Source organism: Streptomyces sp. NPDC107498, assembly GCF_055582805.1.
Window position 1 is genome coordinate 141,919 of record NZ_JBVJPE010000012.1, and the last position, 24,134, is coordinate 166,052.

10 protein-coding genes are annotated in these 24,134 nt (G+C 74.1%); 6 read left to right on the plus strand and 4 right to left on the minus strand.

The genetic code is table 11. The features are described from left to right. Nucleotides 1-169: 169 nt before the first annotated feature. The 5 genes from ACZ66Z_RS22150 (at nucleotide 170) to ACZ66Z_RS22170 (ending at nucleotide 19,072) form a co-directional block, all read left to right on the plus strand. Nucleotides 170-880: an ABC transporter ATP-binding protein gene (locus ACZ66Z_RS22150; protein ID WP_469936455.1), complete on the plus strand. Its 711-nt coding sequence runs from the start codon at nucleotides 170-172 to the stop codon at nucleotides 878-880. After that, the gene (locus tag ACZ66Z_RS22155; protein ID WP_469936457.1) at nucleotides 877-3,534 is read left to right on the plus strand and encodes an ABC transporter permease; all 2,658 of its coding nucleotides are present in this window, start codon (nucleotides 877-879) and stop codon (nucleotides 3,532-3,534) included. Before ACZ66Z_RS22150 ends, ACZ66Z_RS22155 begins: the two co-directional genes overlap by 4 nt. 216 nt (nucleotides 3,535-3,750) lie before the next feature. Beyond that, nucleotides 3,751-8,655, plus strand: coding sequence for an amino acid adenylation domain-containing protein (locus ACZ66Z_RS22160; protein ID WP_469936459.1), 4,905 nt, complete (start codon nucleotides 3,751-3,753; stop codon nucleotides 8,653-8,655). Nucleotides 8,656-8,672: 17 nt separating this feature from the next. Next, nucleotides 8,673-17,813: an amino acid adenylation domain-containing protein gene (locus tag ACZ66Z_RS22165; RefSeq protein WP_469936461.1), complete on the plus strand. Its 9,141-nt coding sequence runs from the start codon at nucleotides 8,673-8,675 to the stop codon at nucleotides 17,811-17,813. After that, on the plus strand, nucleotides 17,810-19,072 hold the full coding sequence (locus ACZ66Z_RS22170) for a serine hydrolase domain-containing protein (RefSeq protein ID WP_469936463.1): 1,263 nt from the start codon (nucleotides 17,810-17,812) through the stop codon (nucleotides 19,070-19,072). Before ACZ66Z_RS22165 ends, ACZ66Z_RS22170 begins: the two co-directional genes overlap by 4 nt. 60 nt (nucleotides 19,073-19,132) lie before the next feature. Here the strand turns inward: ACZ66Z_RS22170 and ACZ66Z_RS22175 are convergent, their stop codons facing one another. Continuing rightward, nucleotides 19,133-19,774, minus strand: a complete 642-nt coding sequence (locus ACZ66Z_RS22175) for a response regulator (protein WP_469936465.1) — start codon at nucleotides 19,772-19,774, stop codon at nucleotides 19,133-19,135. Continuing rightward, nucleotides 19,765-20,787, minus strand: a complete 1,023-nt coding sequence (locus ACZ66Z_RS22180; RefSeq protein ID WP_469936467.1) for a sensor histidine kinase — start codon at nucleotides 20,785-20,787, stop codon at nucleotides 19,765-19,767. Before ACZ66Z_RS22180 ends, ACZ66Z_RS22175 begins: the two co-directional genes overlap by 10 nt. A gap of 323 nt (nucleotides 20,788-21,110) precedes the next feature. On the opposite strand from ACZ66Z_RS22180, the gene ACZ66Z_RS22185 reads away from it, so the two are divergent. Continuing rightward, nucleotides 21,111-21,752, plus strand: coding sequence for an ATP-binding cassette domain-containing protein (locus ACZ66Z_RS22185; RefSeq protein WP_469936469.1), 642 nt, complete (start codon nucleotides 21,111-21,113; stop codon nucleotides 21,750-21,752). Here ACZ66Z_RS22185 and ACZ66Z_RS22190 read toward each other — a convergent pair. Then, the gene (locus ACZ66Z_RS22190; RefSeq protein ID WP_469936471.1) at nucleotides 21,749-22,648 is read right to left on the minus strand and encodes an ArsR/SmtB family transcription factor; all 900 of its coding nucleotides are present in this window, start codon (nucleotides 22,646-22,648) and stop codon (nucleotides 21,749-21,751) included. The two genes, ACZ66Z_RS22185 and ACZ66Z_RS22190, sit on opposite strands and share 4 nt — an antisense overlap. Nucleotides 22,649-23,103: 455 nt before the next feature. Beyond that, nucleotides 23,104-24,132, minus strand: a complete 1,029-nt coding sequence (gene gntD / locus ACZ66Z_RS22195; RefSeq protein WP_469936473.1) for a guanitoxin biosynthesis L-enduracididine beta-hydroxylase GntD — start codon at nucleotides 24,130-24,132, stop codon at nucleotides 23,104-23,106. Nucleotides 24,133-24,134 lie beyond the last annotated feature (2 nt).

The window sequence follows — 24,134 nt, forward strand, 5'->3', positions numbered from 1 at the left end:
AAACCGACCCGAAAGAAAAGACCACAGGTGGGGGCGGTATTCGCGAGCGTTCGAGCCGGGGCTCGAAATCGGTTTTCCGCCGGATCCGGTTGATCGGACGGCACGCCGAACGGTACCGTTCCGCAAAATCGGGAAAGGGTGTGCAGTGGCTGGCAGGTATGCTCTCTTATTGGAATCCGTGACGAAAATCTACGGTTCCGGCCGTAACGCGGTCACCGCCTTGGACGGCGTGACGATGGGCGTGCCGCGAGGGACGTTCATCGCCGTCATGGGTCCCTCCGGCTCGGGCAAGAGCACGTTCCTGCACTGCTCGGCGGGGCTCGACAGGCCCACGAACGGGGGCGTGACCCTCGGCGACACCCGGCTGGCCGGCCTGAACGAGGAGCAGCTCACCGAGATCCGCAGGGAACGGGTCGGATTCGTCTTCCAGGCCTACAACCTGCTCGACTCGCTCACCGTCGCCGACAACGTGGGCCTGCCGTTCCGGCTGGCCGGCGTCCCGGTCCCCGCCGACCGGGTGCGCGCCGAGCTGGCGAACGTCGGGCTCGCCGACATGGGAGACCGCTATCCCGGGCAGCTCTCCGGCGGTCAGCGGCAGCGCGTGGCCATCGCCCGCGCCCTCATCACGGGGCCCGACGTGATCTTCGCCGACGAGCCGACCGGCGCGCTCGACACCCGTACCGGCAAGCAGGTGCTGGAACTGCTGCGGGGGGTCGTCGACCGGACCGGTCAGACCGTGGTGATGGTGACCCACGACCCGGTGGCCGCCTCGCACGCGGACTCGGTGACCTTCCTGGCCGACGGGCGGCTGGCCGGCGAGCTCGCCGCGCCGACGCCGGAGAAGGTGGCCGAGCGGATGACCAGGCTGGGTGAGTGGTGAGCCGCGGGAACGTGGCCGGAGCGGCGGATCCGCCGACGACCAAGAAGGCGGAGAAGGCCCGGAGGGCTGAAGAGGCCAGGAGGGCCAAGGCCGCCAGGAAGGCCGAGAAGGCCAGGAAGAAGGTCCGCACGCTCTCGCGCCGGAACCTCTCGCTGGCCTGGAGCACGATCCGCGGCCGCAAGGGCGGCTTCGCGGCCGTGCTGATCGCCGTCGCCGTCGGCTCCGCCGTCATCACCGCCTGCGGTGTGCTGCTGGAGACCGGCATCAGCTCGGGGGCCCCGGCCGAGCGGTACCACGGAGCGGCCGTGGTCGTCGGCGGCTACCAGGCCATGCCCGTCGAGGGCGACACGGACCCGCGGCTCTCCGAGCGGGTCCGGCTGCCCGCCGACACGGTCGCGAAGGTCGCCGCGGTCGAGGGCGTCGAGTCCGCCGTCGGGGACGTCGGCGTCCGTACGACCGTCCTCGACGAGGACTCCGTCCTCGACGGCCCGCCCGTGTACGGACACGGCTGGTCCGCCGCGGTGCTCACGCCGTTCACGCTGCGCTCGGGCACCCCGCCGCGAGCGGCCGACGACGTCGTCCTCGACGACGGCCTCGCCCGGCGGGCCGGACTCGCCCCGGGAGACAGGGTCAGGCTGGTGACCGGGTCGGCACCGGGGACGTACCGGGTCAGCGGCGTCGCCGAGCCCGGCGCCCCGTTCGCCCGCCAGTCGGCGGTCTTCTTCACCGACGAGCAGGCGGGGCGGCTCCACGGCACGCCCGGCACGGTCGACGCGGTCGGGGTGCTGGCCGCGAAGGGGACCGACGCGGGCGACCTCGCCGACCGGATCGGGAAGGCCGTGCCCGGCGCGGTCACGTACACCGGCGACGACCGCAGCGACGTCGAGACGCTCGACGTGGGGCAGATGCGGGCGTTCGTCATCGAGGTGGCCAGTGCGTTCGGCGCCACCATGATCCTCCTCGTGATCATCGTGGTCGCCGGCACGCTGGCGCTGTCGGTGCAGCAGCGGCGCCGCGAGCTGGCCCTGCTGCGGGCCGTCGGCGCCACCCCCCGGCAGGTGCTGCGCATGATCGGCGGCGAGGCCGTGCTCGTCGGCGGGATCGGTGCCGTGCTCGGCGCCGTCCCCGGCGTCCTGCTCGCCATGCTGCTGCACGGCGTGTTCACCGCGGCCGGCGCGCTGCCGCCCGGATTCTCCCTGGTGATCACGCCGTTGCCGCTGCTGTTCGCCCTGCTGGTCTGTGTCCTCGCGGCCCGGATCGGCGGCTGGCTCGCGGCCCGCCGCGCCGCGAAGGTCAGTGCCGTCGAGGCGCTCGGCGACGTGGCGGTCGAGCCCAGGAAGCTGGGTTGGTTCCGCCTCTCGCTCGGCGTGCTGCTCGTGCCCGCGGGCCTGGCCGTGGCGGTCGTGCTGCCGGTCGTGCTGCCCGGCGAGGCGGCGATCGAGGGCGCGGCCAGCTCCGCCCTGGTCCTGGTGATCGCGATCGGGCTGCTCGGACCGAAACTGTTCGGCGGCGTCGCCGGGCTGCTCGGCCGCCGCCGGGCGGGCGAGGTCACCCGGTTCCTCGCCCTCGCCAACTCCCGGGCCAGGGCCCGCCGGGTCAGCGCCGCCACCACCCCGCTGATCATGGGCGTGACCATGGCGTCCGCACAGCTCTTCAGCGGTACCACGCTCGCCGCCACCGCCCACGACCAGGCCGTCGACGGGGTGATCGCCGACCACGTGGTGACCTCCGTCGGCGCGGGCGTCTCACCGGACCTGGCCGAGGAGCTCCGCCGCGTCCCCGGCGTCCGCACGGTCGGCCGGGTCGCCCGGACCTCGACGATCCTCACGTGGCCCGACGGCGACGGCATCCAGTACCGGGTCTCCGCGACGCAGGGCGTCGACCCCGCGGCCGTACCGGACACCATGGACCTGGGCGTGCTGCGCGGCGACCTGAGCGGTCTCACCGGACCCACGGTCGCCCTCAGCCGCCTCGTGGCCGGCACGGTCGGCGCCGACGTGGGCGACCGCGTCGAGGTGCACCTCGGCGACGGCACCGTCGAGAAGGCCCGGGTGGTCGCGGTCTACGAGAACGGGCTCGGCTTCGGCGACGTCACGCTGCCCCACGACGTGGTCGTCGCGCACACCACCGACCGCCTCGACCAGTGGCTGCTGGTGAACTCCGACCGGGAGGAGGAGCTGAACGCGGCGCTGAAGCCGTACCCGACGTTGAGGGCCGGCGACGCCGGGGCGGTCACCGCCGCACCGACCGACGGCGGGGGCGACGGCGGGATCAGCCTCGTGCTCAACGCCGTGCTGCTCGGTTACCTCGCCATCGCCGTCGTCAACACGCTGGTCATGGCGACGATCTCACGGCGCCGCGAGTTCGCCCTGCTGCGCCTCGTCGGCACCCGGACCAGCCAGGTCAGGTCGATGATGCGACAGGAGGCGGGCATCATCGTGCTCTCCGCGGTCGTCGTCGGCACGATCGCCGCGCTGCCGTCGCTGATCGGGATGAGCTATGCGATCCGGCACTCGGTGTTCCCCTCCATCCCGCCCCTGATCTACCTGGGCATCGTGGCCGTGGCCGCGGCGATCGCCTGGCCCGCCGTGATGCTGCCGGCCCGGCTCGCCCTGCGCCCCCCGGCCGTGGAGGCGATCGCCCGGCCCGAGTGACGTACGACCGCCGAAGCGGGTGGGGCACGGCTCCGGCCGTGCCCCACCCGCTTCGCGTACCCCGGCCGTGCCCCACCCGCTTCGCGCACCCCCGGACCCCGTCGGACGGGCAGTTTCCTCACCGCTCAAGAACCTGGAGCCGCCCCGCCTTCGCACGCCAAGCTCGACCGTCGAACAGATCCACGCCCCACGCGCATCTCCAGTGGAGGGTCGAGCATGTCCCACGATTTCGGCAACGCACCCGCCGTCCCGGAGAACCGGGCCGTCCACGACCTCGTCGCCGCGCACGCCCGCCGGCACCCCGACGCGCCCGCGGTCGTCGACGTCGACGGGACCCTCACGTACGGCGAGCTGGACGGGCGCGCCAACCACCTGGCCCACCTCCTCGTCGCCGCCGGGGTCACCGCCGAATCACGGGTCGGCATGCTGACGGGCCGCTCGGGCCACTCCTCGGAGACCGTCGTCGCCCTGCTCGCCGTCCTCAAGGCGGGCGGGGTCTACGTGCCGCTGCACGAGAGCCACCCCGACGAGCGGATCCGCTGGACGCTCACCGAGACCGAGGCGGTCGTGGTGATCGCCGACCGGTCGACCGTCGGGCGGGCGGCGACCGCCGGGGTCCCCGTGGTCGTCGTGGACGGCGCCGACACGGAGCGGCGCCCCGACGCCCCGCACGTGACCGTCGACCAGGAGCAGCTCGCCTACGTCATCCACACCTCGGGCTCGACCGGTCTGCCCAAGGGCGTGGCCATCACCCACCGCAACATCACGGCGCTGGCCCGGGAACCCCACATGCGCGCCGCCTTCGGCCGCGGCACGCTGTTCAACGCGCCGCTCGCCTTCGACGCCTCCACGTACGAGGTCTGGCTGCCGCTGCTCAACGGCGGCCGCGTGGTCATCGGGCCCCCGGAGCCGACCGCGCAGGGCCTGGCCGCGCTCGTCGCCGAACACCCCGTCGACGCGGTCTTCCTGACCGCGACGCTGTTCCGGCTCTTCGCCGAGGAGCAGCCCGACTGCTTCGCGGGGCTGCGCGAGGTGTGGGCGGGCGGCGAAGCCCCGTCGGCGACCGCCGTCGAGCGGGTGCGGCGCGCCTGCCCGGACACCACGCTCGTCAACGGCTACGGCCCCACCGAGTGCACGGTCTTCGCCACCACGCACCGGACGGCCCCGGGCGAGGCGTCCGGCCCGGCCGCGGTGATCGGCACGGCCCTCGACGACACCGAGGCGTACGTGCTCGACGAGCGGCTGCGGCCGGTCGCCGCGGGCGGCACCGGCGAGCTGTACCTGTCCGGCGAGGGCACGGGCCGCGGCTACTTCGGCCGCCCCGCGCTGACCGCCGAGCGCTTCGTGGCCAGCCCGTTCGCGCACGGCGACCGCCTCTACCGCACCGGGGACCGGGTGCGCCTGACCGAGGACGGGCTCATCGAGTTCCTCGGCCGGACCGACCACCAGGTCAAGATCCGGGGGTTCCGGATCGAGCTGGGCGAGATCGAGGCCGCGTTGCGCGACTGCCCCGGCGTCACCGACGTCGTCGTGGTCGTACGGGAGAGCGGCCCGACGCGCAGCATCGTCGCGTACCCGACGGGGCCCGCCCCCCTCGCCGAACGGGAGCTGCTCGACCGGCTGGCCGAACGCCTGCCGGGCTACATGGTGCCCGCGCGCGTCGTCTGGACGGACCGGCTGCCGGTCAACGCCAACGGCAAGGTGGACCGGTCCGCGCTGCCCGAGCCCCCGGCCGACGACGCCGGGACCCACCGTGCGCCGCGCACGGACGCGGAGCGCGAGCTCGCGGCGATCTGGGCCGAGACGCTCGGCGTCGAACGGGTCGGCACGGGCGACGACTTCTTCGCCCTCGGCGGCGACTCCGTACTGGCCATGAAGTGCGTCGCGCGGGCGCGGGCCCGAGGGCTCGTGCTGAGCACGGCCGACGTCTTCGCCCACCCGACGGTCGGGGCGCTGGCCGCCGCGGCGACGCGGCTCGACGAGGACCCGGCGGCACCGCACCGCCCCCCGCGTGCGGGCGGCTACCCCCTGACCCCCCTGCAGAGCGGCATGCTCTTCGACGCCCTCATGCTCGACGACCCCGCGCTGCACCTGATCCAGTTCGTCGTCCGGCTCGACGACGTCACCGACCCCGAACGCCTCGCCCGGGCCTGGCAGGAGGCCACGGAACGCCACGAGGTGCTCCGCACCGCACTCCGCTGGACCGACGTCGAGGAGCCCGTGCAGCTCGTCAGGGACCGGGTCGTGCTGCCGGTGGCCCGGCTCGACTGGAGCGCCGTGCCGGAGGCGGAGCGCCCCGCGCGGCTGCGGGAGCTGCTCGACGCCGACCGCGCCGCCGGCCTCGACCTCACCCGGGCACCGCTGAGCCGGGTCGCGATCGTGCGGCTCGGCCCGGACTCCGTGCAGCTCGTCTGGACGATGCACCACGTGCTCACCGACGGCTGGAGCTCCGCGGAGCTGCTGCAGGACGTGCTCGACGGGTACCGCGGCGAGCCGGCGCGGCCGCGGCCGCCGTTCCAGGACTTCGTGCACTGGCTCGCGGACCAGGACCTGGACGCCGCCGACGCCTACTGGCGCGGCCGGATGGCCGGCTTCACGACCCCCGTGGCCGTGCCCGGCGACCGGCAGCCGCCCGAGGGGCACCGGCCCGCGGCCAGACGGTCGGTGCGGGTGACGGTCCCGGCGGAGACGGCCGCGCGGGTCTCGGCGTACGCGCGGCGCACCGGGCTCACCACCAACACCCTGGTCCAGGGGGCGTGGGCGATCCTGCTCGCGCGGCTGGGCGGCGAGCGCGACGTCTGCTTCGGCACGAGCACGGCGCTGCGGCCGGCGGAGCTGCCCGGCGTCGAGTCGATGGTCGGCATGATGATCAACACGCAGCCCGTCCGGGTCCAGGTGGACGACGACGCGCCGACCCTGTCCTGGCTCGAGGGGCTGCAGCGCGAGCAGGCCACGGCACGGGAGTTCGGGTACGCCCCGCTGAACCGCGTGCAGTCCTTCGCCGACGTGGCGCCCGGCTCCGCGCTGTTCCACACCGCCGTGGTCTTCCAGAACTATCCGTTCGACCGGGCGGCCGTCCGCGCGTTCGACGTCGAGTTCGCCACCAACTACCCGCTGGCGCTGAGCGTGTTCCCCGACGAATCACCGGTCATGCGACTGCTCTACGACGAGGCGGTCTTCGAACCGGCCACCGTGGAACGGGTCGCCGCCCGCCTGATCACGGTCCTGGACGGGCTGGCCGCCGGGACCGCGCCGAGCGTCGGCGACGTGACCGCGCTGACCGCCGCCGAGCGGGAACTCGTCCTCGGCGCATGGGGCACGGCCGCTCCCTCCGCGCACTCCATCGAGCGGCGCATCCACCGGATCATCAGCGAGCGCGCCATCCGATGGCCCGACACCGTCGCGATCGAGCGCGGCGGGCACCGGCTCACCTACGCGGAGGTCGAGGAGCGCTCCAACCGGCTCGCCCACCACCTGGTGGACCTCGGCGTCGGCGCGGACGTGCTCGTCGGGGTGTCCGTCGAGCGGGGCCCCGACCTGGTCGTCGGCGTCCTCGGGGTGCTCAAGGCCGGCGGCGCGTACGTCCCGATCGACCCCGACTACCCCGCCGCGCGCACCGCCGCGATCCTGGAGGAGGCGCGACCGGCGGTGGTCCTCACCCACGCCCGCCACCTCGGCGTCTTCACCGGCACGACGACCCCCCTCGTCCTGCTCGACGACGACTGGCCCGCCGTCGCCACCCGGCCGGCGACCGCCCCGCCCGACTCCGGCAGCCCCCGCGACCTCGTCCTCACCGTCTACACCTCGGGCTCGACCGGAAAGCCCAAGGGCACCATGATCGAGCACCGGTCCATGGTCAACACCGTGGAGACGGTCGTCCCCCTGCACGTGCGGCCCGGCAGCCGGGTCTACCAGCTCGCCCCCATGAGCTTCGACGCCGCCTCGCTCGTCCTGCTGAGCACGCTCGCGGGCGGCGCCACCCTGGTCGCTCCCGTGACCGCCGGGACCTACAACGGAGCCGAACTCGTCGAGCAGCTGAGGGAGGCCGACGCCGACGCGGTCACCGGTCCGCCGACCGTCCTGCCGGTGCTCGACCCGGCCGCGCTGCCGCACCTGGGGTCCGTCCTGTGCGGCGGCGAGGTCCTCACCCCGGAGCTCGCCGCCGCCTGGTCGCCCGGCCGCCGCCTGCTCAACGGGTACGGGCCCAGCGAATGCGCGGTCGCCGCGACGCTCTTCGCCGTGGAGCCCGGCGTCCGGTACGACAACGTCCCGATCGGCAGGCCGATCCCCAACACCAGCGTCCGCGTCCTCGACGACCGGCTGCGCCCCGTGCCCCCCGGCGTCAGGGGGGAGCTCTACCTGGGCGGCGACGGCGTGGGCCGCGGATACGTCGGACGGCCCGGCCTGACCGCGGAGCGCTTCGTGGCCGACCCCTTCGGAAAGCCGGGCGCCCGCCTCTACCGCACCGGCGACCTCGCCCGCTGGAACCCGGACGGCACGCTGGAGTTCGCCGGCCGGGCGGACGACCAGGTCAAGATCCGCGGCTTCCGGGTGGAGCCGCGCGAGGTCGAGAACGTCCTGCTGCGGCACGAGGCGGTGGCCGAGGCCGCGGTCGTCGTCCAGGCCGACGCGGCCGGCAAGCGGCTCGTCGCGTACGTGGTGCCGCGCGCGGGCGTGCCGGCCGCGGACGAACTGCGCGCGCACGTCGCCCGGCACGTGCCCGCGTACATGGTCCCGGCCGCCGTGGTGCCGCTGACGGTGCTGCCGGTCAACCGCAACGGAAAGCTCGACCGGGCGGCGCTGCCCGTGGCGAACGTCCGCCCGGACGAGGAGTCGTACGTGGCGCCGGTCAACCCGACCGAGGAAGCCCTCTGCCGGATCTGGGGCGAGGTGCTGGCCGTGCCCCGGGTGGGCACCCGCGACGGCTTCTTCGACCTCGGCGGCGACTCGATCAACGCGATCCGCCTGGCCGTCCGCATGCGCGCGGCGTTCGGGGTGCCGATCTCCCCGCGGGACCTGTTCGAGCACCGCCACGTGAGCGACCTCGCCGGAGTGGTCCAGGAGCGCGTCCTCGCGAGCCTGACCGCCGTCTCCGGCACCCAGGCGCCCGGCCGGATCTGACCCAGGGAGGAACGCAGATGACCCAGCCAGACGAGAAGTTCGCGTCCGTACCGGCACACCTGCAGGCGGAGCTGCTGCGTCGCCTCGCCGGCGAGTCCGCGTCCGAGGAGCGGCCGATCCCGACCGTCCCCCGCGACGGCCTGCTGCCGATGTCCTCGGCGCAGGAACGGCTCTGGTTCCTTGCCGAACTGGAACCGGACAGCGCGGAGTACAACACGCTGCGCGCGCTGCGGCTGCGCGGCGACCTCGACGCCGCGGCGCTCACCGCCGCGCTCGACCGGGTCGTCCGCCGGCACGAGACGCTGCGCACCACGTTCGACGCGCCGGGCGGCCGGGGCGTCCAGGTGGTGCACGAGCACACCGAGCAGGAGATCCCGACCGTCGACGTGTCGGGGCCCGACGCGCGGGCCGCGGTCCAGCGCTTCCTCGCGACGGAGATGAACAGGCCCTTCGACCTGCGCCGCGGGCCGCTCCTGCGGGCCACGCTGCTGCGCGTGGACGACCGCGAGCACGTCCTCGTCCTGGCCATGCACCACATCGTGTGCGACGGCTGGTCCACCGGACGGCTGCTCGGCGAGCTGGCCGCCGGCTACGAGGCGGCGGTCGACGGCACCCCCGCGTCCCTGCCGCCCGTGCCCGTGCAGTACGCCGACTTCGCCGCCTGGGAGCGCGAGCGGGCCGACACCCTCGACGAGCAGCTCGCCCACTGGCGCGACCGGCTCGCGGGGATGCGCACGGCCGAACTGCCCACCGACCGGCCGCGGCCCCCCGTCCGCACGCCGGCGGGCGCGACCCTGCCGGTGGAGATCCCCGCCGACGTGCTGGGCCGACTGCGCGAGCTGAGCCGCGGGCAGGACGCGACGCTGTTCATGGCCCTGGTCACGGTCACGAAGGTGCTGCTGGCCCGCTACTGCGGCGAGACGGACGTGGCGGTCGGCACCGTCACCCTGGGCCGGCAGCGGCCCGAGCTGGAGAACCTGATCGGCTTCTTCATCAACACCGTGGTGCTGCGCTCCCAGGTGGACGAGTCGTTGTCGTTCACGGAGCTGCTCGGCCGGGTGCGCACCGGCCTGCTGGAGGCGTTCGCCCACGACGAGGTCCCCTTCCAGCGCCTCGTCGAGGCGCTGCGGCCGGACCGGGACGCCTCCCGGCCGCCGCTGGTGCAGGTGATGGTCAACCTGCAGAACATGGCCGACACGCTGCCGGCCTTCCGGGACCTCGACGTCACCGAGATCCAGCCGCCGGTCGACGTCGCGAAGCTGGACCTCACCTTCGACTTCTACGAGGACGCCTCCTCGCTCGTCTGCTACCTGGAGTACAGCACCGACCTGTTCGACCGGGCGACCGTCGAGCGGCTCGGCGGCCACCTGGTCACCCTGCTGCGCGCGGTGACGGAGGAGTCCGCGGCCCCGCTCGCCGGTCTGTCCATGCTGACGGCCGACGAGCTGCGGACGCTCACCGCCGACTGGCAGGGCCCGGTCCTGGAGGTGCCGGCCGCCCGGACCCTCCACGAGATCTTCGACGAGCAGGCCTCCCGGACGCCCGACTCCGTCGCGGTGAGCGACGGCACCCGACGGCTCACCTTCGCCGAACTGGCCGAGCGGGCCAACCGGCTGGCGCACCACCTGGTCGCGGCCGGCGTCCGCCCGGGCGTGCTGACCGGCGTCTGCCTCGACCGGGGCGTGGACGCGGTGGTCGCGCTGCTCGCCGTGCTCAAGGCCGGGGGCGCGTTCGTGCCGCTCGACCCGGAGCACCCCGCCGGGCGGCTGGCCATGATGCTCGACGACGCCGCGACGCCCGTGCTGGTCACCGACTCGGCGACGGTGGGCGAAGGCGCCTGGACCACCGTCCGGCTCGACACCGACCAGGACGCGATCGCCCGCCGGCCCGCCACGCCGCCCGCCACGGCCGCCGGGCCGGACGACCTCGCGTACGTCGTCTACACCTCCGGCTCGACCGGCCGCCCGAAGGGCGTGATGGTCAGCCACCGCAACGCCGTCCACATGATGCGCGCCTGGGACGCCCGCTACGACCTGACCGGGCTGCGGGGCCGTTCCCTGTCGGTGTCCAGCCTCGCCGTGGACCTGTTCCTCGGCGACTTCCTGATGTCCGCCATGTACGGCGGCGAGATGGTGATCTGCCCGACGGAGGTGATCACCGACCCGCCCGCGCTGGCCGCGCTGATCTCCGAGGTCCGCCCCCAGCTCCTCGTGACCACCCCGTCGCTGGCCAAGGCGATCGCCCAGGAGCTGTCCTGGACCGGAGGCCGGGCGGACTCGCTGCGCGTCCTCGCGGTCGGCTCGGAGGCGTGGCTGGCCGACGACGCGGCCGCGGTCCTGGAACTGCTCTCGCCCGACGCCGTCGTCACCAACAACTACGGCGCCACGGAGACCACCGTGGACTCCACGACGTACCGGCTGCGGGCCGGCGAGCCGGTCGGTCCGGCGGTCGTGCCGGTCGGCCGGCCGCTGGGCAACACCCGTACGTACGTGCTCGACAGCCGGATGCGCCCCGTTCCCGTCGGCGTGCCCGGCGAGATCCACATCGGCGGCGACGGCGTGGCACAGGGCTACTGGAACCGGCCCGAGCTGACCGCGCAGCGCTTCCTCGACGACCCGTTCACCGGCGGGCGGCTCTACCGCACCGGCGACATCGGACGCTGGGGGCCCGACGGCGACGTGGAGTACCTCGGCCGCGCCGACGACCAGGTCAAGGTGCGCGGCTTCCGGGTGGAGCTCGGCGAGGTCGAGGCCGCCATGCTGCGCCACCCGGGCATCACCGCCGCGGCCGCCGCGGTACGACCCGACCAGGCCGGCCGCGACCGGCTCGTCGGGTACCTGCTCGCGGACGGCGCCGCGCCCACCCTCACCGAGCTCCGCGCGTTCCTCGCGGGGATCGTCCCCGACCCGGCGATACCCTCCGCCCTCGTCGTCCTCGACGAGCTCCCGATGACCCCGAGCGGCACGCTCGACCGCAAGGCGCTGCCGGCGCCGGCGGTCACCGACCACGCCGCCACGCGCCACGTACCGCCGCGCGACCGCACCGAGTCCGAGCTCGCCGCGATCTGGGCCGAGGTCCTGGGCCTCGAACCCGGCACGGTCGGCGCCGACGACAACTTCTTCGAGCTCGGCGGCGACTCGATCGTCGGGCTGCAGGTCGTGTCGAAGGCGCGACGGGCGGGCCTGCGCCTGACCGCCAAGCAGATCTTCCTGTACCAGACCGTCGCCGACCTGGCCGCCGTCGTCCGGGCCGCGGAGGAGCGGGCCGCGGACGAGCGGGCCCCGCGGACGTCCGCCCCCGCGGTCGGGGACGTGCCGCTCACCCCGGTGCAGCGCTGGTACTTCGAGCAGTACCCGCGGGGCGCCGCCCACTTCAACCAGTCGATGTTCGTCGAGCTCGCGCCCGGCACCGATCCGGCCGCCCTGCGCACGGCGGTGTCGGCGCTGCTCGACCACCACGACGCGCTGCGGCTGCGCGCCGTCCCCGCCGACGGCTCCTGGCGGCAGCACTGCGCGAACACCGTGACGGGCGAGCCGTTCCGCACGGTCGACCTGTCCGGACTCGACCCCGACGCCCGCGGGCGGGCGGTCCACGAGGCGGTCACGGCGGCACAGACCGGCTTCCGGCTCGACACCGGGCCCCTGCTCGCCGCGGTGCTCCTCACCGGCGCGCCCGGGCCCGACCGGCTGTTCGTCACGGCGCACCACCTCGTCGTCGACGGGGTGACCTGGCGGGTGCTGCTCTCCGACCTGGAACTCGCCCACGACCAGGCGGCGCGGGGCCTGCCGATCAGCCTCCCGGAGAAGTCCACCTCCTTCCGGGAGTGGTCCGGGCGGCTGACCGAGGCGGCCGGATCCGGCCGCTTCGACGGTGAACGGCCGTACTGGCGGGCCGTGGAGGCCGCGTCCGCCGCCTGCCCGCCCCTGCCGGCCGACGGCACGGCACCCGACACGCTCGCCCACGCCCGCACGGTCGAGGCGGGCCTCGACGCGGAGCTGACCCGCGCGCTGCTGCGGGACGTCCCGGCGGCGTACCGCACCCAGGTCAACGACGTGCTGCTGACCGCGCTCGCGGCGGTGCTGACCGACTGGACCGGCGGCGACGCCGTCGCGGTCGAACTGGAGGGCCACGGCCGCGAGAACCTCTTCGACGACGTCGACCTGTCCCGCACGGCGGGCTGGTTCACCACCCTCTTCCCGGTGGTGCTGCCCGTGCCGGCCGAGGACTGGGGCACCCGCCTCAAGGCGGTCAAGGAGACCCTGCGCGCGGTCCCCGAGGCCGGCATCGGATACGGCGCCCTGCGCTACCTGACCGAGGACGCCGGTCTGGGCGCGGGACGTTGCCAGGTCGGCTTCAACTACCACGGTCACTTCGACGTGGCGACGGGGGACGGCCTGCTGCGCGCCTGGCGTCCCAGCCCGGCGCCCGACCGAAGCGCCGACCTGACCCGCCCGAACCTCCTGGAGGTCACCGGGATGGTCCGCGACGGCCGGCTCGAGTTCTCCTGGGAGTACTCGGCCGCGCTGCACGACGAGGCGACGATCGCCGGCCTCGCGGAGCGGTTCACCACGGCGCTCGCCGACATCGTGGCGCACTGCGCCGGGGCCGGCGGCTGCACCCCGTCCGACTTCCCGCTCGCCAGGCTCGACCAGGCGGGCGTCGACCGGATCGCCGGGGACGGCCGCACGGTCGAGGACGTCTACCCGCTCACGCCGATGCAGAGCGGCCTGCTGTTCCACTCGCTCGACGCCCACGAGGACGACATCTACCTCACCCACGTCGGGCTCGTCCTCGACGGCGTCCCCGACCCCGCGCTGCTGGCCGAGGCGTGGCAACGGGTCGTCGACCGCACGCCCGTCCTGCGCACGGCGATCGCCGACGCCGCGTCCGGCCGCCCCCTCCAGGTGGTCCACCGGGACGTCCGCGTGCCCGTGGTGATCGAGGACTGGTCGGAGTTGACCGAGGCACAGCAACAGGACCGCATCCGCCTCCTGGCCGAGGCGCCCGGCGAGCCGCTGGACCTGTCGCGGCCGCCGCTGCTGCGGCTGCACCTGGCCCGGCTCTCCGCGTCCACCGTCCACCTGCGCTGCTCCTCGCACCACCTGCTCCTCGACGGCTGGAGCTTCGCCGACGTGCTCGGCGAGGTCTTCGCGGAGCACGCCGCGCTCGGCGGACGCGAGGTCGCGCCGCCGCGCCCGCGCCGTCCGTTCCGCGAGTACGTGCGCTGGCTGGCCGAGCAGGACACCGCCGCGGCGCGGGCGTACTGGGCCGGGCTGCTGGACGGCTTCTCCGCGCCGACCGCGCTGCCGTACGACCGGCCGCCGCTGCGCTCCCACCAGTCCCGCGACACCGGCCACGTCGACCTGGAACTCACGGCCGAGGAGACCGGACGCCTGGAGGGCTTCGCACGGGAGGCCCGGGTCACCGTCAACACCCTGATCCAGGGCGCCTGGGCCCTGCTGCTGTCCCGCTACAGCGGCGACCGGCAGGTCTGCTTCGGCACCACGGTGGGCGGAAGGCCCGCCGAACTGCCCGGCTCCGACGAGATGGTCGGCCTGTTCATCAACACCCTGCCCGCCCGGCTGACCGTCTCTCCCGACCGCGAACTCCGCACCTGGCTGCGCGAGATCCAGGAGCAGCAGGCCGACGCCCGCCAGTACGAGTACGCCTCCCTCGCCCAGGTGCGGAACTGGGCCGCGATCCCGGCGGGCACCGACCTCTTCGACAGCTGCGTGGTCTTCGAGAACTTCCCGTACGACGAGCACGCGGCCGAGCGGCACGGTCTGGAGGTGCGGTCGCTGGCCGGCCTGGAGACCTCCAACTTCCCGCTCACCTGCGTGGCGCACCTGGTCGGCGGGCTCCACCTGCGGCTCGGCTACGACCCGCGCCTGTTCGACGACGCCACCGCGGGCCGCTTCGCCGACCACCTGCTCGGCATGCTCGACGCGATGGCGGCCGCGCCCGACGCCACGCTGCGGGACCTGCCGATGGTCCGCGGCGCCGAACACGACCGACTGGTCGAGGAGTTCAACGGCACCCCGTCCGGCTACCCCGACCGGTGCCTGCACGAGCTCTTCGCGGAGGTCGCGCGCGAGCACCCCGACAGGCCCGCGGTCGTCGCCGGTGACGTCCGGCTCACCTACGCCGAACTGGACGCGCGCTCCGACCGGCTCGCCCACGACCTCGTCGGCCGGGGCGTCGGCCCGGAGGTGCCGGTGGGCATCTGCCTGCCGGGCGGCGCCGAGATGATCACCGCCGTGCTCGGCGTCCTCAAGGCCGGCGGCGCGTACGTGCCGCTCGACCCCGGGTACCCGTCCGAGCGCCTCACCTACCTCTTCCGCGACTCGGGCGTACCGGTGCTGCTGACCAGCGCCGCGCTCGCGCCCGGACTGCCGCCGACCGGCGCCGAGGTCCTGCTCGTCGACGACCTGCGGCCGGGGCCCGCCGTCGGGCCGCCGCCCTCGCGCACGGTCCCGGACAACCTCGCCGTGCTCGTCTACACCTCGGGCTCCACCGGCGTCCCCAAGGCCGGCATGGTCACCCACCGCGGCCTCGTCCGCCTGGTGCGCGCCGCGGGCGAGCACACCTTCGGCGACGCCGCCACGATCGCCCAGCACCACTCGATCTCGTTCGACGCCGCGCAGAACGAGCTGTGGCAGGCGCTGCTGAGCGGCGCGTGCCTGGCCGTGCGGCCCGGGGACTTCCGCTCGGTCGACGAGCTCGACAAGTTCCTGCGCGACCACGAGGTGCAGGCCATGTCGTTCGCGGCGGGCTTCTTCCACGCCGTCGCCGACACCGACCCGGGGATCCTCGCGGGGCTGCGGAAGGTCGTCGTCGGCGGCGAGGCCCTGTCCGCGCCGCACTGCGCACGCGTCCTCGACCGGCTGCCCGACCTGCGGATCGTCAACGCGTACGGGCCCACCGAGTGCTCGGTGACCGCGACGTGCTTCCCGGTCGAGCGCGGCGGACGGCCCGGACGGACCGTCCCGGTCGGCCGGCCGACCGCGGACACCCGGGTCTACCTGCTCGACCGGGACCTGCGGGTGGTGCCGGTGGGGGTGGCCGGAGAGGCGTACCTCGCCGGGGACGGGGTCTCCCGCGGCTACCGGGACCGGCCCGCGATGACCGCCGAACGCTTCCTGCCGGACCCCTTCGGGAAGCCCGGCTCCCGGATGTACCGCACCGGCGACCTGATGCGGTGGCTTCCCGACGGCACGCTGGAGTTCGTCGGCCGCACCGACGACCAGGTGAAGCTGCGCGGCTACCGCATCGAGCTCGGCGAGATCGAGCAGGCGCTCGCCGAACACCCGGACGTGGCGCGGGCGGCCGTCGTCGTCCGCGAGGACCAGCCGGGCCGCCGGCGCCTCGTCGGATACGCGGTCTCCGAGCAGGACCCGGCCGAACTGACCTCGTACCTCGCCTCCCGCCTGCCCGAGCACATGGTCCCGGCAGCGCTCGTCCGGCTCGATCGCATCCCCCTCACCCCGCACGGCAAGGTCGACCGCCGCGCCCTGCCGGAGCCCGCGACGGAGGCGGCCGGCCGGGCCTCGGTGGAGCCCCGCACCCCCGACGAGCACACGATGGCCGCGATCTGGGCGGAGGTGCTCGGCGTGGAGCGCGTCGGGGTCACCGACGACTTCTTCGACCTCGGCGGCGACTCGATCCTCAGCATCCAGGTCGTGTTCAAGAGCCGCCGGGCGGGACTGCAGATCTCCTCCAGCGACCTGTTCCGCCATCCGACCGTCGAGCAGCTCGTCGCCGCGGCCGGCCGGGACCGCCGGGTCGCCGCCACCCAGCGGGCCGAGACCGGCGAGGTGCCGCTCACCCCGATCCAGTACGACTTCTTCGCGCGCAACACGGTCGCCCCGCACCACCTCGCCCAGTCGGTCCACGTCGAGCTGGCGGCGGGCACCGACGAGGCGGCGCTGCGGGCCGCCCTCGCGGCGGTCGTCGCGCACCACGACGCGCTGCGGATGCGGTACGCCCGCGACGAGCGGGGCGACTGGTCGCAGTGGAACGCCGAGGCCGAGACCGGCGAGCTGTTCGAGCGCCACGACCTCTCGGGGCTGCCCGACGAGGAGCTGCTCCCGGTCATGAACCGGCTCGCGGCGGCGGCCGACACCGGCTTCGACCTGGCGGACGGTCCGCTGCTGCGGGCGGTCCTGTTCGACCTCGGCCCGGACCGGCGGGCGCACCTGCACCTGACCGTGCACCACCTCGTGATCGACGCGGTGTCGTGGCGGATCCTCAACCACGACCTGGACCTCGCGTACCGGCAGGCCCTGGAGGGGGAGGCGATCGACCTCGGCGCCAAGACCTCCTCGTTCCGGCAGTGGGCCACGAGACTCGCGGCGCACGCGGCCGACGGCGGTTTCGCGGACCAGACCGCGTACTGGGACGCCGTGCCCGAGGCGGCGCCGCTGCCGGCCGACGGCTCCGGACCGAACGTGGTGTCGTCGCGGCGGATCCTGCCGGTGCGCCTCGAACGGGACGAGACCGAGGCGCTGCTGCGCGTGGCGCCGGGCAGGTTCCGGGCCCGGGCCAGCGACGTGCTGCTCTCCGCGCTGGCCTGGACGGTGTGCCGCTGGTCCGGCGACGACCGGCTCGTGATCGAGATGGAGGGCCACGGCCGCGAGGAGATCTTCGACGACATCGACCTGTCCCGCACCGTCGGATGGTTCACCAGCTCGTACCCCGTCGCGCTGAAGGTGCCCGGACCGACGGACGGCGAGCCCGACTGGTCCGCCGTCGTGCGGTCGGTGCGCCGCTGCCTGCGCGCCGTCCCCGGCAACGGGCTCGGCCACGGCGCGCTGCGCCACCTCGCCGGCTCCGGCACGCCGGCGGCGGAACAGGCGCCTCCCGCCGTGCTGTTCAACTACCACAGCCAGACCGAGGAGATCACCCGCACGGCCGACCGCTCCCTGTTCCACGCCTTCCACGACCCGATCGGCCGGGAACAGGACGACCGCGAGCGGGTCGTGCAGGCCCTGGAGGTGGTCGGCGCGGTCGAGGACGGCCGGCTCGGCTTCGACCTCTACTACTCGGTCAACCTGCACGAGCCCGGGACGATCGAGCGGGTCGGCGCCGAACTCGTGGCGGCGCTGCGGTCGATCGCCCGCCTCTGCGAGCCGGCCCTCGGGGCGGAGGGCGACCGGTGAACGACCTGCTGGCGGAGCTCGCGCTCCGGCACGGCGTGCCCGGCGCCCAGCTGGCGGTCTGGCAGGACGGCGCCCTGCGCACCGCGGAGACCGGTGAGGAGGAGGCCGGATCGGGAAGGCCGGTGACGGCGGAGACGGCGTTCCCGCTCGGTTCGCTCACCAAGCCGTTCACCGCGACCCTCGCGGCCCTGCTGGTCGCCGACGGCGAAGCGGACCTGGACGAGCCCCTGGCGGAGCAGCTGGGCGAGCTGCGCGCGGGCCCGGAGTGCACGCTGCGGCAGGTGCTCGGCCACACCGCGGGCCTGGCGGCCAACACCGCGGAGCAGCCCGTCGGGACCACCCGCGCCCGGTGGCTCGCCCGCCACGCGGCCGACCAGGCCGTGCACGAGCCGGGCACGGTCTTCTCGTACTCCAATCCGGGGTACGTGATCGCCGGCCGGCTGGTCGAGGACATCACCGGCCTGGACTGGGCGGAGGCCGTGCGGACGATGCTGCTGCGCCCGCTGGGGCACGATGCCGCAGCGCCGACCGCCCTGGGGCACCTCGTACGACCGGACGCCCCGCCCCGGGCCGTCCGGGAGCAGTCCGTACCGCCGCTGGAGGACCCGGCCGCGGGCCTGTGCGCCTCCGCCCGCGACCTCGCCGTGTTCGGCGCCGCCCACCTGGGCCTCGGCCCGGGCGGCGCCCTGCTCGACGCCGCGACGGCGCGGGCGATGCGCGAGGACGTCACGGAGGGGCTCGCCGTGGGCGCCCACGGCCTCGCGGACGGCTGGGGCGCCGGATGGGCGCGGTACGGGACCTGGTTCGGCCACGACGGCACCGGCGACGGGGCGTGGAGCCATCTGCGCGTGGACCCGTCGACGCGGACCGTGGTGGCGCTGACCGCCAACGGCAGCAGCGGCGCGCGCCTGTGGGAGTCGCTGCTCGGGCGGCTGCGCGGGACCGGCCTGGAGGTCGGCGACCGTCCCCGGGACGAGGGCGGCGCCGAGTCCGTGCCGGCACCGCCGGAGTGCGCGGGGCACTACGCCAACGGCGACTGGTCGTGCCGGGTGGAGGCCGAGGACGGCGGTCTCCTGCTCTCGGTCGCCGGAGCGGCGCCGGTCCGGCTCCTCGTCGGCGAGGACCTCTCCTTCCGTACGCCCTCGGGGGGCGGGCCGCGCGCGGCGATGCCGTACCTGGGGCGGTTCCTGCGCGACCCGGCGACCGGCGCCCCCGACCGGGTGCAGATCACCGGGAGGCTCTGCGTCCGGCGGAAGTAGCGCGTCCCGGGGGCGGTGGGGCGCGTGCGCGCGTCGAACGGACCCCACCGCCCCCTCGTGTCAGCGTGCTTCCAGATAGGTCAGCACGGCCCGGACCCGCCGGTGGCCGGCGTCGGTCTCGGTGAGGCCGAACTTCGCGAAGATGTTGCCGATGTGCTTGTGCACGGCGTTGTCGGTGACGGACAGCTTCCTGGCCAGCGTGGCGTTGTCGTGCCCCTCCGCCATGAGCGCCAGGACCTCCCGCTCCCGGCGGGTGAGCGTGGCCAGCGGCCGTGCGCGCCCGGCGAGCAGCTGGGCCACCACGTCGGGGTCGAGCGCGGTGCCGCCGCCGGCCACCCGGTCGAGCGCCTCCAGGAACTCGTCGACCCGGCTGATGCGGTCCTTGAGCAGGTAGCCGACGCCGCCCCCGCCGCCGGAGAGCAACTCGGAGGCGTACGTCTGCTCCACGTACTGGGACAGGACCAGGACCGGCAGGCCGGGGTGGAGGCGCCGGGCCTCGATCGCGGCCCGGATCCCCTCGTCGCGGAACGAGGGCGGCAGCCGCACGTCGACGATGGTGACGGCCGGGCGGTGCCGGTCGACCGCGGCCAGGAACCCCTCGGCGTCGTCGGCGACCTCGGCCACCTCGTAGCCGGAATGGGTCAACAGCAGCTCCAGGCCGGTGGCGAGCAGGACGCTGTCCTCGGCGATGACTATCCGCACGGCAGCTCCACGGTGATCGTCGTGGGGCCGCCCGCCGGACTGACGACCGTGACGCGGCCGTCGAGCGCCTGCGCCCGGCCCCGGAGACCGGCCAGCCCGCTGCCGGCGTCCTCCCGCGCGCCGCCCACGCCGTTGTCGGTGACGACGACCGTCAGCACGTCCTCGACGCGCCACACCCTCAGTGCCGCCTCCGTGGCCCGGCTGTGTTTGACCACGTTCGTCAGCGCCTCGGTGACCACGAAGTAGGCGACCGCCTCGATGGCCGCCGGGATCCGGTGCAGTTCGCCGATGTCGATCGAGACCGGGACGCCGCCCCGGGCGGCGACGGTGCGCAGGGCTCCCCGCAGTCCGCGGTCGGCGAGGATGGGCGGATAGATGCCGCGGAGCACCTCGCGGAGCTCGACCATCGCCTCCTCGGTGACGTCGGTCGCCTCGCGCAGCATCCGGGCGACGGTGGACAGGTCGCGGTCGAGGCACCGCCGGGCGACGGCGAGCCGCATGGCCACCGCCACCAGCCGTGCCTGGGTGCCGTCGTGCAGGTCGCGCTCGATCCGCCGCAGTTCGGCGCCGTGCGCCTCGATCGCGTCGATGCGGGTGCGGGTGAGCGCGGCCACGCGGTCGGCGAGCATCCGGGTGCGCGACGGCGCGAGCACGGCGAGGGTCAGGCGGGCGTAGCCCGTGGCGAGCGGGGGCAGCGCCAGGCATCCGAGGGCGAACAGCACGGATCCCACCGACGGGCCGGCGACGGCCTCCTGCCAGCCGGCCACCGGCATGTCAAGGACCGTCTTCGGGCGCCCCTGGGCCGGAAACGCCCACGCCAGCAGGGGAGTCGCCACGATCATCAGCGCGTTGCCGACGCAGATGACCGTGGCGAGTCCGCAGGCGATGCCGAGCGGCACGTGCAGGGCGAGCCAGTACAGGTGACGGGGGAGGTCGACGCTCTGCTCGCGGACCGGGCGGCCCAGCAGACGGCCGGCCCGCTGCCGGTGCCACTCGGCCCACGACCGACGCATGCCCGGATGGAACAACGGCAGGAAGGAAAGAACGCTCATGAGCGCGGTGCCGAATTCCCCGAGGAGATAGGCCGTGGCCCGCAGCGGTGGGGACCAGGCACGGAACACCGGAGCAGCCCGTGCCCTCACGCGCATTACAGCAGGCTGTAGTTCTTTCCCTGTGGCGGAAGGTATGGGCGCTTCCGCACCGAAGGCCCTAACATGCCGGTCAGACCGAGTGTCGGGGACCAGAGGTGGACGGAATCGACTCACCTCCGCCGGAGTGGAACGGGGACGGCGGACCGGTTGCACAACCTACCTCCCGAGCAAGGAAAGAGACCACCATGACGGAACAGAGTCCGGCTCTGCAGCTATGTCATGTCGGCACGAACGGCGCCGGGGACGCCGAATCCGGATACGTGATCGAGAATGTGTCCTTCGCGTGCGACGGCGGCACCTGGACGGCGTTGAGCGGACCGGCCGCCGCGGGCAAGACCGGCGTGCTGCGGTGCGCCGCGGGCCTGGATCCGGTGACGGCGGGCGAGGTCCGTCTCGCCGAGGGCCTCCGGCTCGCGCACGTCGGCCTCCTGCCGGTGCCGGAGCAGGCGGCGACGATCGCCACGCTCGCCTCGGGGCTCGGCCCGATGCCGGCCGGAGCGGCGGAGGTGGTGCGGGACGGACTGCGCCGACTGGACCTCTGGGAGGAGCGGGACGTCCCCGTACGCGACCTGACGGAGGACCGGCAGCGGGTGGCCGCGGTCGTGGCCGCGGTCTCCGGCGCCCCCGACGTGCTGCTCGCCGACGACCTCACCGTCGGACTCCCGCCCGCCACCGCGGCGGCGGTCCTGGACATGGTGCGCGGGCTGGTGGACCGACAGGGGCTCTGTGTCGTGGCCTCGGCCGCGGACCTGGCCTCCCTCGAACGGGCCGACGCGGTGGTGCTGCTCGCCGAGGGGCGTGTGGTCGAGACGCGGGTCATGCCTTAGCCGCGCGAGCCCGCGACGCCCCTCGCCTCGCGTGCCCGCGGGTCGCCCGGAAGGCCGGTGAACTCGGCGGGCAGCTCCCTCTGCAGGAGCGCCAGGCCGAGCGGGGTGAGCGTGTGCGTGGCGGTGGTGCGGTTGCGCAGCGTCGTGATCAGCCCCGCCTCCCGCAGGACGGTGGCCTGCTTGCTGGCACCGGAGAGGGAGATGCCGAGCCGGTCCGACAGGTCGCCGGTGGTGCCGCTCTCGGACAGCGCGCGCAGGGCTGCCGCGCGGGTGGCCCCGACGAGGGCGGCCAGCGCCCGGTCGCCCTCGACCTCCGATTCCTCGGAGGGCGATTCCAGGTCGTTGAGGTCCAGGGGCACGGAGAAGACGAGCGCCGGCACGCTGGACTGCCGCTCGGAGCGCACGAGCACGCAGGTCTTGTCGGGGAGGAAGAGCGAGGGGCTCAGGATCAGGCCGCGCCCGTCGAGTTTGATCTCGAGGTCGACGTTGGACGCGATGCGCAGCTCCGACGACTCCCACGTGACCTTGGGGTGCAGTCCCGCGAGCAGGAATTCGACGCCGTTCGTGATCGCTATCCGTCCGCGCACGTCGCGCTCGATCTCCAGCCGGGCCCTTATCTGCGACCAGTAGGGCAGGATGCCCGCACTGCAGAACAGGAAGACGACCTGGGCGAGGCGGCGGGCCCGGGCGCGCACGGCCGGCGGCACCGCATCCCCCTCGGCCCCGTCCCGTTCCAGCAGCCACAGGAGATCGGGAACCACCCGGTACTTGGACACGACCTCGCCCACGGCGGGCAGGTCGTCGCCGAGGCGCTCGCGCACGCACTTGTGCCAGCCGACGCCGCCGCGCGTCCGGTCGCGTCCGAAGTGGTGGAGGGCGAAGACCGCTTCGGACACGGGCCCTAAAGTATGGACCATTCTTAACCGCTGTATGTCTTCGCTGGAAACTTTGATGCGCAACATTGCCACCCCCGAGACGCAATTCGCATGCAGGAGATCATGCGTGGATCGCCGACGAGGGCAATGATATTGATCCGTCAATGATTTGGTAGGGGGGCGGCTCCCCGTTATTTAGTGCCCCGGCCACGTAATGGCGATCCCCGTGACCGGTTCATCTCTCGACGTCGCCCATGCCCGGCCCGTTCCGCCCCGCCTGACCGGGCCCGACCGTCCCGCGTCCCCGTCGATCATTCCGTCGAACTCCGCACGGGCCTTCCGCGCTTTTTCCGTGTGTCTCGAAAACGACGGGCGGGATTCAGTCGCAGTCGTCCGAAAATTCATTGTCGGAGACCCGGGTCCGGTCGGCGGCCACGGACCGTGCGCCAGTGGGCGATCCGTCAGTAGATAAAACGTCAGTAGATGACCCGCGACTCCGCCGTCAGCCGCGCGTGCCGGGACTTGCGCAGATCACGGGTGATGTTCAGTCGGCGCAACCAGCGGTCGGTGCCGTCGAATCGGGCCTGGAAGGGCTTCCGGCCGTGCACCACGCGGTAGTTGTCGATGAAGGCGATGTCGCCGGGAGCCAGGGCCACCCCGCCCATCGCGCTGTCCAGCGCCTCCCCGATCGCGTCCAGCGCTCGCTGCTCGCGTTCCCCCTGCACCCCCTGCATGTAGTAGGGATCCAGCCGGATGTACGGGTCCTTCGGGGAGCCGAAGAGGACCGCGACCGGCTCGGGGGACCGCAGGGCGCTCTCCACCCGCTCGGCGCTGCGCCGCACGAGTTCGGCCACTTCGGGATCCTCGTGGCCGCCCGCGACCTGGTTCTGCGGACGGTGCGAGTCGTCCGGGAGGATCTTGAAGCGCTCCTCCGCCAGGGCCGTGCGCGTCGCGTCGTCGAGCCGCGCGTCGGCGACGTCGGCGAAGGTCGTCTCCACCCCGTCGGGGTTGCGCAGGCACATGAGCCCCAGGTAGTCGGTGCGCAGGGGGTGGAAGGCGTCCTCGGTGTGCCAGGCGAGCGTCTCCGCGCTTCCCCAGCCGATCTGGCCGTGCTCGTGGGCGCGCATCGGGAAGATGTCGTGCATGATCCGCCCGTCCTGCTGGGTGGCCCAGCCGATCGGTTCCCCGAGCAGGCAGCCGATGAGCAGGAACGGGATGTCGAGGCGCAGCGTCGCGTCGGGCGCGTCCTTGTCGCGCCAGTCCGCCGGCGTGGGGCCGAGGGACGGGTCGTCGACCGGCAGCCCGGACACGACCAGCACCCCCGACGGCTCGGTCAGCCTGAAGTCGACCAGCGCCGTCCGGAGCGCGCGGGGCAACTCGTGCGCGTAGACCTGGGCGGCCCGGTGCAGGGCGGGATCCTCGATGGACGAGAAGCGCCCCGCGACCTCCGCGGTGATCTTCTCGATCGCGACGACGTCCTCGTCGCGCAACTGGAGCTGCAGCATCT

What these genes read in the sequence shown, in the direction of transcription:
- ACZ66Z_RS22160 (WP_469936459.1), top strand. Translation starts at nt 3,751, where the DNA reads ATGTCCCACGATTTCGGCAACGCACCCGCCGTCCCGGAGAACCGGGCC.
- ACZ66Z_RS22165 (WP_469936461.1), top strand. Translation starts at nt 8,673, where the DNA reads ATGACCCAGCCAGACGAGAAGTTCGCGTCCGTACCGGCACACCTGCAG.
- ACZ66Z_RS22180 (WP_469936467.1), bottom strand. Translation starts at nt 20,787, where the DNA reads ATGCGTCGGTCGTGGGCCGAGTGGCACCGGCAGCGGGCCGGCCGTCTG.
- ACZ66Z_RS22185 (WP_469936469.1), top strand. Translation starts at nt 21,111, where the DNA reads ATGACGGAACAGAGTCCGGCTCTGCAGCTATGTCATGTCGGCACGAAC.
- gntD (WP_469936473.1), bottom strand. Translation starts at nt 24,132, where the DNA reads ATGCTGCAGCTCCAGTTGCGCGACGAGGACGTCGTCGCGATCGAGAAG.